Raw genomic sequence first — 12,459 nt, 5'->3', positions numbered from 1 at the left:
CGTCGGAAATGCCCTGCAACCAGCTACGCTTTTGCTGTAGGACACAGTTTGAAATAGTCACTTGGTTGAATACCCCGGTGCAGCACCTTATATACCCCGCAGTACGCTACATCTTTAGCATGAGGAGATTTCTACAACCATGATGCGCATCCTGCTGTTCTTGGCCACTAACCTGGCGGTCGTGCTGATTGCCAGCATCACCCTGAGCCTTTTCGGCTTCAACGGGTTCATGGCGGCCAATGGGGTTGATCTCAACCTCAATCAGCTGCTGATTTTCTGTGCGGTCTTCGGTTTCGCTGGTTCCCTGTTCTCACTGTTCATCTCCAAGTGGATGGCGAAGATGAGCACCAGCACGCAAATCATCAGCCAGCCGCGCACGCGTCACGAGCAATGGCTGCTGCAAACGGTCGAGCAACTGTCCCGCGAAGCCGGGATCAAGATGCCCGAAGTCGGGATCTTCCCGGCCTATGAGGCGAACGCCTTTGCCACCGGCTGGAACAAGAACGATGCACTGGTCGCCGTCAGCCAGGGCCTGCTCGAACGTTTCTCGCCGGATGAAGTGAAAGCCGTCCTGGCCCACGAAATCGGCCACGTGGCCAATGGCGACATGGTCACCCTGGCCTTGATCCAGGGCGTGGTGAACACCTTCGTGATGTTTTTCGCGCGGATCATCGGCAACTTTGTCGACAAGGTGATCTTCAAGAACGAAGAAGGCCAGGGCATTGCCTACTACGTGGCGACCATCTTCGCCGAACTGGTCCTGGGTATCCTGGCCAGCGCCATCGTCATGTGGTTCTCGCGCAAACGCGAATTCCGCGCCGACGAAGCCGGTGCAAACCTGGCCGGCACCGCCGCGATGATTGGTGCACTGCAACGCCTGCGTGCGGAACAGGGCCTGCCGGTGCACATGCCTGACACCCTGAACGCCTTCGGCATCAACGGTGGCATCAAACAGGGCTTTGCCCGCATGTTCATGAGCCACCCGCCGCTGGAAGAGCGCATCGACGCACTGGCCCGACGTCGGGGCTGAGAGGTTCTGAAGTAAACAAGAAGGCCCGCAGAGACGCGGGCCTTTTTTTCTACTGGATGGTTATGGTGTTTTTCATGGCCCCATCGCCAGCAGGCTGGCTCCCACAGTAGATGTGGGAGCCAGCCTGCTGGCGATGGGGCCCGGTAAACCAACACCTTTTACTGAGTGGAAACCCGATACACCCGCTCCTCAAGCCGCGTGACACCCGCCTCCAGAAACTTCCCGCTCTCGCTCAGCACATCCTGGTCTTCGAGGATCTTCAGCGTCCACGAAGCACCGAACAACCGTTGCACTTCTTCGTCGAGCACGGCGAACGGCGGCCCGGCCATCTGCGCCTGGTCGTAATCCAGCGTGATCAACAACCCAAGCGCATCCTTCGGCACGATCCGCGCCAGATGCGCGGCGTATTGCTCACGCATGGGCGACGGCAGCGCAATCAGCGCGGCGCGGTCGTAAAGCGCGGCGCAATCGGCCACATCACCGGCCGTCAAATCGAAAAAATCACCACACCACAGCTCGATCGAGCCTGCGCGATAGACCTTGAACGGGCCCTGCTCACTGACATCAGGGTCGAACTGGTGCTCATTGAAGAAATCCTCGATGGCTTTCTCCGACAGTTCGATGCCCAGTACCTCATGGCCTTCCCGTGCGAGCCACAACAAATCCAGGCTCTTGCCGCACAACGGCACCAGCACGCGAGCGCCGTCCTCCACACCCAACTGCGGCCAAAACCGTTGCAGATAAGGATTCACTTGCGGCAAGTGAAAGCCGATCTGATTCGACGCCCACTTCTTGTGCCAAAACTCCGGCTGCATAAATAACCCCGAAAATTCGATCAAAACACCCTAAAACTTATATTAGATTTAGATCAATGATCTGACAGAAGATGGGCCTATCTTAACTCTCAGGAGCTCATCCATGTTCCCCAGCCTGTACATATCCCATGGCTCGCCGATGCTGGCCCTGGAACCGGGCGCCAGCGGACCGGCCCTCGCTCGCCTGGCGGCAGAGATGCCCAGGCCAGACGCCATCGTGATAGTCTCAGCGCACTGGGAAAGCGATGAACTGCTGGTCGGCGGCAACCCGCAGCCGGATACCTGGCATGACTTCGGCGGTTTTCCAAAAGCGTTGTTCGAGGTGCAATATCCAGCTCCCGGTAACCCCGGGCTGGCCGCACAGGTGGTCAATCTGTTGCGCGCCAGTGCCCTTCCCGCCCGCATTGACAGCACACGACCGTTCGACCATGGCGTCTGGGTGCCGCTGTCGTTGATGTATCCGCAGGCCGACATCCCGATTGTCCAGGTTTCACTGCCGACCCGCGGCGGGCCGGCCCTGCAGGCCCGCGTGGGCCAGGCATTGGCCGGCTTGCGCGAACAGGGCGTGCTGTTGATCGGTTCCGGCAGCATCACCCACAACCTGCGAGAGCTGGACTGGCATGCCGGCCCCGAAAGCGTGGAACCCTGGGCCCGGGAATTTCGCGACTGGATGATCGACAAGCTCGCGGCAAAGGATGAAGCCGCCCTGCACGACTATCGCCGGCAGGCACCGAACGCCGTGCGTAACCATCCCAGCGATGAACATCTGTTGCCGTTGTACTTCGCCCGCAGTGCCGGGGGCGAGTTCAGCATTGCCCACCAGGGGTTCACCCTGGGCGCGCTGGGCATGGACATCTACCGTTTCGGATAGGCCCGCAGTGGCCTGGGTCAGACCACGTCGACCCCGACATGAATCGCATCGTGGCGCCAAAACTCCAGGTCACAATCGATCAACCGCCCGAGCTGATCGTAATTGACCCGGGCGATGCGCAATCCGGGGCTACCCACCGACACCCGCAAGGCGGCCGCCGCGTCCGCTGACAGCGCCGTCGGCACGATCTCGAAGCGTACCCGCCCGTAGTGCAGGTCGTAGTGCCGCGCGTACAGCTCGGTGATCGACTGGTTCAGGTCGAAATCCAGAATCCCCGGAAAATACTGCGGGTTCAGATAGTGCTCCACGTACAGCACCAGCCGCCCATCGATACGTCGCGAACGACAGACCTGAATCACGCTCGACAACGCCGGCAACTGTAACCAGGCACAGATCGCCGCCGATGCCGGCTGCAATCGCGCCGAAATGACTTCGGTGGACGGCACCCGCCCCTGGGCGCTGACCATGGCGTGGAAGTGGCTGCGCTGCATGAGGTTGTAGGCCAGGCGCGGCGGTGACACGAACCAGCCACGACGCTCTTCGCGATAGATCTGGCCCTGGGCTTCAAGCTGCAGCAATGCCTCGCGCACGGTAATGCGCGTGGTCCCAAACAACTCACTGAGCTTGCGCTCGGCTGGCAACTTGCTCCCGGGCGCCAGCAGCCCGTGATCGAGCTGCTCCTGAAGCACCTGGCCAATGGCTGTTACCGCTTTTGTTGCTTCATCGCGCATCAACGTTACCTATCTGGACTAGACCAGCACTCTTTCGGGGCAGAACCGCTGGGTAAATCAGCAGTTTCAAGACACTGCAAGCGTAGGCAATGCAGATGACCGACAGATGACAAAGCCGCCCGACGGTCACCCCAAGAACCTGCAAGACGTCGGCCAGGTGCCTTGTGTAATGCGACTTCGCCCATGGTCTACGCTTACTTGGCACCCGCCCAAACTGGGCAAATCAACCTCCATCGGGGCGACGAACGACATCAAAGTGTCATCGAGCCGCCTTAGATTGGCTCAGGTATTGCTGACCTAGACCAACACAATCGCAATCGCAGCGTTGAAAACGCCCATAGGAGCTTCGGAATGAAACAGCTTTTCCTGGCATCACTGTTAGGCTCGACCATTGCCATGTGCACCGCCGCCATGGCGGCTGATGATTTGAAAACCCTTGAAGCCGCTGCGAAAGCGGAAGGCGCGGTGAACAGCGTCGGCATGCCCGATGACTGGGCCAACTGGAAAGGCACCTGGGAAGACCTGGCCAAGAAATACGGCCTGAAACACATCGACACCGACATGAGCTCCGCCCAGGAAATCGCCAAGTTCGCTGCGGAAAAAGACAACGCCAGCGCCGATATCGGCGACGTCGGTGCCGCCTTCGGCCCGATCGCGGTCAAGCAAGGCGTGGTGCAGCCCTACAAGCCAACGACGTGGGACCAGATCCCGGACTGGGCGAAAGACAAGGACGGCAACTGGGCACTGGCCTACACCGGCACCATCGCTTTCATCGTCAACAAAAAGCTGCTGCACGGTTCCGACGTGCCGACCAAGTGGGCTGACCTCAAGACCGGCAAGTACAAGGTTTCCATCGGTGACGTAAGCACCGCGGCCCAGGCGGCCAACGGCGTTCTGGCCGCCGCACTGGCCAACGGCGGCGACGAGAAAAACCTTGAGCCGGCGCTGTTGCTGTTCGCCGACATCGCCAAGCAGGGTCGCCTGTCGATGTCCAATCCGGTGATTGGCGCCATGGAAAAAGGCGAGATCGAAGTCGGCGTGGTCTGGGACTTCAACGGCCTGAGCTACAAGGCCAAGATGGCCAACCCGGATGACTACGTGGTGCTGATCCCGTCCGATGGCTCGGTGATTTCCGGCTACACCACCATCATCAACAAGTACGCGAAGAACCCCAACGCCGCCAAGCTGACCCGCGAGTACATCTTCAGCGACGCCGGCCAGATCAATCTGGCCAAGGGCAATGCGCGGCCGATCCGCGCCGAACACATCACGCTGCCGGATGACGTGAAAGCCAAGCTGCTGCCGAACGAGCAGTACAAGAAGGTCACGCCGATCAAGGACGCGGATGCCTGGGAAAAAACCTCCAAGGCCCTGCCGCAGAAGTGGAACGAAGAAGTCATCGTAGAAATGAAGTAATGCTTCATCTGTAGGAGCCAGCTTGCTGGCGAATGGATCACCTCGGTGCTTAGAGAGACCGGGGTGCCTGGATCGCCAGCAAGCCGGCTCGTACAGGTTTGCCAGAACCCACGGAGTTGCGCCCCCATGAAACACAACGTCATCCTGGTCGTGCTCGACGGCCTCAATTACGAAGTCGCGCGCCACGCCATGGGGCACCTTCAGGCTTACGTCGGCGCAGGACGCGCAGCGCTCTACAAACTGGAGTGCGAGTTGCCGGCCCTGTCCCGACCGCTTTACGAATGCATCCTGACCGGCGTCAAGCCGATCGACAGCGGCATCGTGCACAACAACGTCTCGCGCCTGTCCAACCAGCGCAGCATCTATCACTACGCCACCGACGCCGGGCTGAAAACCGCGGCGGCGGCTTATCACTGGGTCAGTGAGCTGTACAACTGTTCGCCGTTCGTGGCGTCCCGGGATCGTCACACCGACAACCCCAACCTGCCGATCCAGCACGGGCATTTCTACTGGAGCGATCACTACCCCGACTCGCACCTGTTCGCCGACGCCGAAAACCTGCGCCTGCGCCATGCGCCGAATTTCCTGCTGATCCACCCGATGAACATCGACGACGCCGGTCACAAGCACGGCCTCGACACCCCGCAGTACCGCAATAGCGCGCGCTTTGCCGACATCTACCTCGCCGACTACCTGCAAGGCTGGCTCGACGCCGGTTACCAGGTGTTGGTGACCGCCGACCACGGCATGAACAACGACCGCTCCCACAACGGCCTGCTGCCCGAGGAACGCGAAGTGCCGCTGTTCGTGCTTGGCGATGCCTTCAGCTTCAATACCGATGCGGCGCCGAAACAGACCGACCTCTGCGGTACCGTCTGCGAACTGCTGGGCGTACCCCACGACAAACCCGTGTGCCGGGAGCTGCTCAAGTGACCGCCATGACTCGCGGCAAATGGCTGGCAGCCCTGTGCCTGGTGCCCTTCGCCCTGTTCTTTATCGTGTTCGAAATCGCCCCGCTGACGTGGGTAATCATCAATAGCCTGGAATCGGAAGAGTTCGGTTGGGGCATTGCCAACTTCACCAGGATCTTCAGCTCGAAGTTCTACCTGCAGGCGATCCAGTACAGCCTCGAGATCAGTTTCTGGTCCAGCGTGTTCGGCATCATCATCGCCGTGCTCGGCGCCTACTCCCTGCGCCGGGTCGACTCCAGACTGCGCAACTTCGTCAACGCCTTCGCCAACATGACCAGCAACTTCTCCGGCGTGCCCTTGGCCTTTGCCTTCATCATTTTGCTGGGCTTCAACGGCAGCTTCACCATCATGCTCAAGCAGGCCGGGATCATCCAGGACTTCAACCTGTACTCGAAAACCGGGCTGATCATTCTCTACACCTACTTCCAGATTCCCCTGGGCGTGCTGCTGCTCTACCCGGCCTTCGACGCCCTGCGCGAAGACTGGCGCGAGTCCGCCGAGCTGCTCGGCGCCAACGGCTGGCAGTACTGGCGGCACATCGGCCTGCCGGTGCTGACCCCGGCGCTGCTCGGCACCTTCGTGATCCTGCTGGCCAATGCCCTGGGCGCCTACGCCACGGTGTATGCCCTGACCACGGGCAACTTCAACGTGCTGACGATCAGGATCGCCGCGATGGTCTCGGGCGATATTTCCCTCGACCCGAACCTGGCCAGTGCCCTGGCCGTGGTGCTGGTGGCGTTGATGACCCTGGTGACCATCGTCCATCAACTGCTGTTGAAGAGGAGCTACCATGTCTCGCGCTGAATCGGGGCCCGCCGGCGTCTATCATCGGGTGGTGGTCTATCTGCTGTTTGCCATCATGTTGCTGCCGCTGGTCGGCACCTTCATCTATTCGATTTCCAGCAGTTGGTCAGCCACCATCCTGCCCAGCGGTTTCAGTATCAAATGGTACGCGCAGCTATGGAGCGATCCGCGCTTCCTGAGCGCTTTCGGGCAATCGCTGCTGGTCTGCGTCGGTGCGCTGGTTCTGGCGGTGGTGCTGATCCTGCCGCTGCTGTTCGTGGTGCATTACCACTTCCCCAGACTCGATGCGCTGATGAATATCCTGATCCTGCTGCCCTTCGCCGTGCCGCCGGTGGTGTCGTCGGTGGGCCTGCTGCAGCTCTACGGTTCCGGGCCGTTTGCCATGGTCGGCACACCGTGGATCCTGATCGGTTGCTACTTCACCGTGGCGCTGCCGTTCATGTACCGCGCCATCACCAACAACCTCCAAGCGATCAACCTGCGCGATTTGATGGACGCCGCCCAACTGCTCGGTGCCAGCACCTTTCAAGCGGCGTTCCTGGTGGTGCTGCCGAACCTGCGCAAGGGCTTGATGGTGGCGTTGCTGCTGTCGTTCTCGTTCCTGTTCGGTGAGTTCGTGTTCGCCAACATCCTCGTCGGCACCCGCTACGAAACACTGCAGGTCTACCTCAACAACATGCGCAACAGCAGCGGTCACTTCACCAGTGCGCTGGTGATTTCCTACTTCCTCTTTGTGCTGGTCTTGACCTGGATCGCCAACATCTTGAACAGGGACAAAAGCGAATGAGCTATGTCAGCGTCCAACATCTGCAAAAGAACTACGCCGGCACCACGGTGTTCAGCGACATCAACTGCGAAATTCACAAAGGCGAATTCGTCACCCTGCTCGGCCCGTCCGGTTGCGGAAAATCCACCCTGCTGCGCTGCATCGCCGGGCTGACGCCGGTGGATGGCGGCAAGATCCTGCTCGACGGGGTCGATATTGTGCCGCTGAGCCCGCAAAAACGCGGGATCGGCATGGTGTTCCAGAGTTACGCGCTGTTTCCCAACATGACCGTGGAACAAAACGTCGCGTTCGGCCTGCGCATGCAGAAGGTCAACGCCGACGACAGCCACAAGCGTGTCGCCGAGGTGTTGCAGCTGGTGGAACTGAACGACTTTGCCAGCCGCTACCCGCACCAGCTGTCGGGCGGCCAGTGCCAACGCGTCGCCCTGGCTCGTTCACTGGTGACCCGACCGCGCCTGTTGTTGCTGGATGAACCGCTGTCGGCCCTTGATGCGCGGATTCGCAAGCACCTGCGCGAACAGATCCGTCAGATCCAGCGCGAGCTGGGCCTGACCACCATCTTCGTCACCCACGATCAGGAAGAAGCACTGACCATGTCCGATCGCATTTTCCTGATGAACCAGGGCAAGATCGTACAAAGCGGTGACGCTGAAACCCTGTACACGGCACCGGTGGACGTCTTCGCCGCCGGCTTCATCGGCAACTACAACCTGCTGGACGCCGACAGCGCGTCAAAGCTGTTGCAACGGCCGATCAACCACCGCATCGCCATTCGCCCGGAAGCCATCGAACTGAGCCTCGACGGCGATCTCGACGCCCAGGTGCGCAGCCACAGCCTGCTGGGCAACGTGATTCGCTACCGCATCGAAGCCCGCGGCGTGGAACTGGTGGTGGATGTGCTGAACCGTTCGGCGTCCGACCTGCATCCCGATGGTCAGCGCCTGGCACTTTCCATCGATCCGACAGCCCTGTGTGAGGTAGCCTGATGCCTTTGCTGACGTTGAAGAGAGAGTTGCACTGATGGCCCTGGCAATTTTTGATCTGGACGAAACCCTGATCCACGGCGACTGCGCCTCGTTGTGGAGTGAGCAAATGGTCCGCCTCGGCTGGGTCGACGGCGAATCCTTCCTGCGTCGCGACAAGGAATTGATGGACGCCTACGGCAGGGGCCACCTGGCCATGGAGGACTACATGGCCTTCAGCCTGGAACCCCTGATCGGCCGTACCCCCGAGGAAGTCGAGCACCTGGTCGGCCCGTGGGTGGAAGATTTCATCGAACCGATCATCTTCAGCGACGCCACCAGAACCATCGCCGCCCACCGCAAGGCCGGCGACCGGATCCTGGTGATCTCCGCCTCGGGCACACACCTGGTGAAGCCGATTGCCGAACGCCTGGGCATCGACGAGATACTCGGGATCGAGCTGGAAGTGGCGCATGGGGCCTATACCGGCAAGACCGTCGGTACCCTGACGTATCGCGAAGGCAAGATCACCCGGCTGATGGAGTGGCTGGATGCGGAGGAGGAGAACCTGGAAGGCGCGAGCTTCTATTCCGATTCACGCAATGATTTGCCGTTGTTGCTGAAAGTGGATTTCCCGCACGTGGTCAATCCGGACCCGGTATTGCTCGAGCAGGCGCAAAAGGCCGGCTGGCCGATCCATAACTGGAAATAACCAGGAACCCTGTAGGAGCGAGCTTGCTCGCGATGGACGTGAACGATAACGCGTGCTACCTGATAAATTGCGTCGCCTTCAAGTTCATCGCGAGCAAGCTCGCTCCTACAAAGGTCAGGTCAGGCTCTCGTCAATCACCAACACCAGCTTCCCCGCCACCGTGTTACTCGCCAACTCCGCAAACGCCGCTTCGGCATCCTTGATCGGGAAAGCCTTGGCCAGCTGCGGGCTCAGGCGTTTATCGGCAAACAACGGCCAGACATGCTGGCCCAGATCACTGAACAAATCCGCCTTGAACTGATCGCTACGACTGCGCAGGGTCGAGCCCAGCAACTGCACGCGCTTGGCCAACACCTGCGCCAGGTCCAGCTTCGCCTCGCGCCCACCCATCAGTCCGATCAGCACCCAACGGCCATCAGCCGCCATCAGTTTCAGGTTCAGCGCCGCATAGTTACCACCCACCGGGTCGAGGATGACGTCGAACGGCCCCAGGTCGCGCAGACTATCCAGATCGTCAGTGCGCACCACGCCGCCCTGGGCGCCAAGCGCTTCGCAGTAGGCCAGGCGCTCGGCGGAACCGACACTGACCCAGCACGGATTGCCGAACGCCTTGCAAAGCTGAATGGCAGCTGAACCGATTCCACTTGCTCCCGCGTGCAACAGCACTTTTTCACCCGGCTTGAGTGCTGCCAGTTGAAACAGATTCAGCCAGACGGTGGCGTAGACTTCCGGCAACGCAGCCGCTTCGGCCAGTGACATTTCGTCGGGAACCGGCAACACGTGCCGCCCGTCGACCACCACCTCCTCGGCCATCCCGCCCCCGGCCAGCAAGGCGCAAACCCGATCGCCCACCTGCCAGGACGAGCCCGGGCCAACTTCGCTGATCACCCCGGAACACTCGAGCCCAAGCACTTGGCTGGCCCCTGGCGGTGGTGGATAAAGCCCTGCCTTCTGCAACAAATCGGCGCGATTGAGACCCGCTGCCGCCACTCGAATCCGAACTTGCCCCGCATCACACTCAGGACTGGGCTCTTCATCCCACACCACTTGACCGTCAACGCCTTGCAATGCTTTCACAGTGCCTCCATAGTGAGTCTGGACTGAGCCCGAAGCTGAAGCGCCGGGCTTTTTGCATTATGCGACCGGCCCATGTGGAACCGGCGACTTCAAAGACGGCCTAATATGCGTTATCAATTGTCCCCGCGTCGAATCAACATGAAGCGTTTGTTCCCCAGCACTGCCCTCGCCCTTTTCATCGGTATCGGCCTGCTGCCGATGTCCGGCAATACGTTCGCAGCCAACAGCTGGGACAAGCTTCAACCTGATCGTGACGAAGTCATCGCCAGTCTGAATGTCGTGGAACTGCTCAAGCGCCACCACTACAGCAAGCCGCCGCTCGATGACGCGCGCTCGCAGATCATCTATGACAGCTACCTGAAGCTGCTCGACCCGTCGCGCAGCTACTTCATGGCCAGCGACATAGCCGAATTCGACAAGTGGAAGACCCAGTTCGACGACTTCCTCAAGAGCGGCGACCTCAACGCCGGGTTCACCATCTACAAGCGCTACCTGGACCGCGTCAAGGCGCGTCTGGACTTTGCCCTTGCCGAGCTGAACAAGGGCGTCGACAAGATCGACTTCACCACCAAGGAAACCTTGCTGATCGACCGCAAGGACGCCCCTTGGCTCAAGTCCACCGCGGAACTCGACGACCTGTGGCGCAAACGCGTCAAGGATGAAGTGCTGCGGCAGAAGATCGCCGGCAAGGACTCCAAACAGATCCAGGAAACCCTGACCAAGCGCTACAAGAACCAGCTGGCGCGCCTGGACCAGACTCGCGCGGAAGACATCTTCCAGGCGTACATCAACACCTTCGCCATGTCCTACGACCCGCATACCAACTACCTGTCGCCAGATAACGCGGAAAACTTCGACATCAACATGAGCCTGTCCCTCGAGGGCATCGGCGCCGTGCTGCAGAGCGATAACGACCAGGTGAAAATCGTTCGCCTGGTGCCGGCAGGCCCTGCCGACAAGACCAAGCAGGTCGCCCCGGCCGACAAGATCATCGGCGTAGCCCAGGGCAACAAGGAAATGGTCGACGTGGTCGGCTGGCGCCTGGACGAAGTGGTCAAGTTGATCCGCGGCCCGAAAGGCACCATCGTGCGCCTGGAAGTGATCCCGGCCAACAATGCACCAAACGACCAGACCAGCAAGATCGTACCGATCACCCGCGAAGCGGTGAAGCTTGAAGACCAGGCGGTGAAAAAGTCGGTCCTCAACCTCAAGCAGGACGGCAAGGACTACAAGCTCGGCGTCATCGAGATCCCGGCCTTCTACCTGGACTTCAAGGCCTTCCGTGCCGGTGATCCGGATTACAAGAGCACCACCCGCGACGTCAAGAAGCTGCTGACTGAACTGCAGAAAGACAAGGTCGACGGCGTGGTCATCGACCTGCGCAACAATGGCGGTGGCTCCTTGCAGGAAGCTACCGAGCTGACCAGCCTGTTCATCGACAAGGGCCCTACCGTGCTCGTGCGTAACGCCGACGGCCGGGTCGATGTGCTCGAAGACGAAAACCCTGGCGCCTTCTATAAAGGGCCGATGGCGTTGCTGGTCAACCGCCTGTCCGCCTCGGCCTCGGAAATTTTCGCCGGCGCCATGCAGGACTACCACCGCGCGCTGATCATCGGCGGCCAGACCTTCGGCAAAGGCACCGTGCAGACCATCCAGCCGCTGAACCATGGCGAGCTCAAGCTGACCCTGGCCAAGTTCTACCGGGTTTCCGGGCAGAGCACCCAGCATCAAGGCGTACTGCCGGACATCGATTACCCGTCGATCATCGACACCAAGGAAATCGGCGAAAGCGCCCTGCCCGAAGCCATGCCGTGGGACACCATCAAGGCGGCGATCAAGCCGGCGGTCGACCCGTTCAAACCGTACCTCACCCAGCTCAAGTCCGAGCATGACGTACGCACGGCCAAGGATGCGGAGTTCGTGTTCATCCGCGACAAACTGGCCCTCGCGCAGAAACTGATGACGGAAAAAACCGTCAGCCTCAATGAAGCCGAGCGTCGTGCCCAGCACTCCGATATTGAAGCCAAGCAGCTCGCCATGGAGAACATCCGTCGCAAGGCCAAGGGCGAAGAGCCGCTCAAGGAGCTGAAGAAAGAAGACGAAGACGCTATCGCGGCCGAGGACGACAAGACCAAGCCGGAAGACGATGCCTACCTGAGCGAAACCGGGCGCATCCTCCTGGATTACCTGAAACTCAATACGGCGGTAGCCAAGCACTAAGTTGATGGCAAATTAATGCTGACGCTCCCCGGAGCGTCATCAAGCAGTCATCATTCTGTCGTG

General features: G+C 60.3%; 12 protein-coding genes. 9 read left to right on the top strand and 3 right to left on the bottom strand.

What is annotated here, in order from left to right; all coding sequences use genetic code 11:
• Positions 1-139: 139 nt before the first annotated feature.
• Positions 140-1,030, top strand: a complete 891-nt coding sequence (gene htpX, locus ACYP2Q_RS15630; RefSeq protein ID WP_008059113.1) for a protease HtpX — start codon at positions 140-142, stop codon at positions 1,028-1,030.
• Between the two features lie 158 nt (positions 1,031-1,188).
• Here htpX and ACYP2Q_RS15625 read toward each other — a convergent pair whose 3' ends face one another.
• On the bottom strand, positions 1,189-1,845 hold the full coding sequence (locus tag ACYP2Q_RS15625) for a thiopurine S-methyltransferase (protein WP_459731264.1): 657 nt from the start codon (positions 1,843-1,845) through the stop codon (positions 1,189-1,191).
• Positions 1,846-1,948: 103 nt separating this feature from the next.
• On the opposite strand from ACYP2Q_RS15625, the gene ACYP2Q_RS15620 reads away from it, so the two are divergent.
• Positions 1,949-2,716: a DODA-type extradiol aromatic ring-opening family dioxygenase gene (locus tag ACYP2Q_RS15620; protein ID WP_459731263.1), complete on the top strand. Its 768-nt coding sequence runs from the start codon at positions 1,949-1,951 to the stop codon at positions 2,714-2,716.
• A 17-nt stretch (positions 2,717-2,733) separates the two neighbouring features.
• Here ACYP2Q_RS15620 and phnR read toward each other — a convergent pair whose 3' ends face one another.
• Complete coding sequence (gene phnR / locus ACYP2Q_RS15615; RefSeq protein WP_459731262.1) at positions 2,734-3,447, bottom strand: phosphonate utilization transcriptional regulator PhnR; 714 nt, start codon at positions 3,445-3,447, stop codon at positions 2,734-2,736.
• Positions 3,448-3,798: 351 nt separating this feature from the next.
• Between phnR and ACYP2Q_RS15610 the strand changes: the two genes are divergently transcribed.
• The 6 genes from ACYP2Q_RS15610 to ACYP2Q_RS15585 all read left to right on the top strand — a co-directional run bounded on the left by ACYP2Q_RS15610 (position 3,799) and on the right by ACYP2Q_RS15585 (position 9,099).
• Positions 3,799-4,863 (top strand): ABC transporter substrate-binding protein, encoded by a 1,065-nt coding sequence (locus ACYP2Q_RS15610; protein WP_459731261.1) that lies wholly within the window; start codon positions 3,799-3,801, stop codon positions 4,861-4,863.
• A gap of 126 nt (positions 4,864-4,989) precedes the next feature.
• Positions 4,990-5,796 (top strand): alkaline phosphatase family protein, encoded by an 807-nt coding sequence (locus tag ACYP2Q_RS15605; RefSeq protein WP_459731259.1) that lies wholly within the window; start codon positions 4,990-4,992, stop codon positions 5,794-5,796.
• Positions 5,797-5,801: 5 nt separating this feature from the next.
• Positions 5,802-6,638, top strand: coding sequence for an ABC transporter permease (locus ACYP2Q_RS15600; protein WP_459731433.1), 837 nt, complete (start codon positions 5,802-5,804; stop codon positions 6,636-6,638).
• Entirely contained in the window at positions 6,625-7,425 is an 801-nt protein-coding gene (locus tag ACYP2Q_RS15595; protein WP_459731258.1) for an ABC transporter permease, read from the top strand. Before ACYP2Q_RS15600 ends, ACYP2Q_RS15595 begins: the two co-directional genes overlap by 14 nt.
• On the top strand, positions 7,422-8,411 hold the full coding sequence (locus ACYP2Q_RS15590; protein WP_459731257.1) for an ABC transporter ATP-binding protein: 990 nt from the start codon (positions 7,422-7,424) through the stop codon (positions 8,409-8,411). The genes ACYP2Q_RS15595 and ACYP2Q_RS15590 overlap by 4 nt, the downstream gene beginning before the upstream one ends.
• 34 nt (positions 8,412-8,445) lie before the next feature.
• A complete protein-coding gene (locus ACYP2Q_RS15585) occupies positions 8,446-9,099 on the top strand; it encodes an HAD family hydrolase (RefSeq protein ID WP_459731256.1) in 654 nt (217 codons plus the stop codon).
• 114 nt (positions 9,100-9,213) lie between these two features.
• On the opposite strand, the gene ACYP2Q_RS15580 is transcribed toward ACYP2Q_RS15585, so the two are convergent.
• Entirely contained in the window at positions 9,214-10,176 is a 963-nt protein-coding gene (locus ACYP2Q_RS15580) for a zinc-binding dehydrogenase (protein ID WP_459731255.1), read from the bottom strand.
• Positions 10,177-10,314: 138 nt separating this feature from the next.
• On the opposite strand from ACYP2Q_RS15580, the gene ACYP2Q_RS15575 reads away from it, so the two are divergent.
• Positions 10,315-12,396 (top strand): carboxy terminal-processing peptidase, encoded by a 2,082-nt coding sequence (locus tag ACYP2Q_RS15575; protein WP_459731254.1) that lies wholly within the window; start codon positions 10,315-10,317, stop codon positions 12,394-12,396.
• Positions 12,397-12,459: the final 63 nt, after the last annotated feature.

The organism is Pseudomonas sp. MHK4 (assembly GCF_054600775.1).
The sequence above is the reverse complement of the archived record's forward strand: the minus strand, read 5'-3'. Positions and strand labels throughout refer to the sequence as shown.

Excerpts from the sequence above, each read along its gene's own strand:
- ACYP2Q_RS15605 (WP_459731259.1), top strand. The coding sequence starts at position 4,990 with ATGAAACACAACGTCATCCTGGTCGTGCTCGACGGCCTCAATTACGAA.
- ACYP2Q_RS15625 (WP_459731264.1), bottom strand. The coding sequence starts at position 1,845 with ATGCAGCCGGAGTTTTGGCACAAGAAGTGGGCGTCGAATCAGATCGGC.
- ACYP2Q_RS15585 (WP_459731256.1), top strand. The coding sequence starts at position 8,446 with ATGGCCCTGGCAATTTTTGATCTGGACGAAACCCTGATCCACGGCGAC.
- ACYP2Q_RS15595 (WP_459731258.1), top strand. The coding sequence starts at position 6,625 with ATGTCTCGCGCTGAATCGGGGCCCGCCGGCGTCTATCATCGGGTGGTG.
- ACYP2Q_RS15590 (WP_459731257.1), top strand. The coding sequence starts at position 7,422 with ATGAGCTATGTCAGCGTCCAACATCTGCAAAAGAACTACGCCGGCACC.
- htpX (WP_008059113.1), top strand. The coding sequence starts at position 140 with ATGATGCGCATCCTGCTGTTCTTGGCCACTAACCTGGCGGTCGTGCTG.
- ACYP2Q_RS15600 (WP_459731433.1), top strand. The coding sequence starts at position 5,802 with ATGACTCGCGGCAAATGGCTGGCAGCCCTGTGCCTGGTGCCCTTCGCC.
- ACYP2Q_RS15620 (WP_459731263.1), top strand. The coding sequence starts at position 1,949 with ATGTTCCCCAGCCTGTACATATCCCATGGCTCGCCGATGCTGGCCCTG.
- ACYP2Q_RS15575 (WP_459731254.1), top strand. The coding sequence starts at position 10,315 with ATGAAGCGTTTGTTCCCCAGCACTGCCCTCGCCCTTTTCATCGGTATC.
- phnR (WP_459731262.1), bottom strand. The coding sequence starts at position 3,447 with ATGCGCGATGAAGCAACAAAAGCGGTAACAGCCATTGGCCAGGTGCTT.
- ACYP2Q_RS15610 (WP_459731261.1), top strand. The coding sequence starts at position 3,799 with ATGAAACAGCTTTTCCTGGCATCACTGTTAGGCTCGACCATTGCCATG.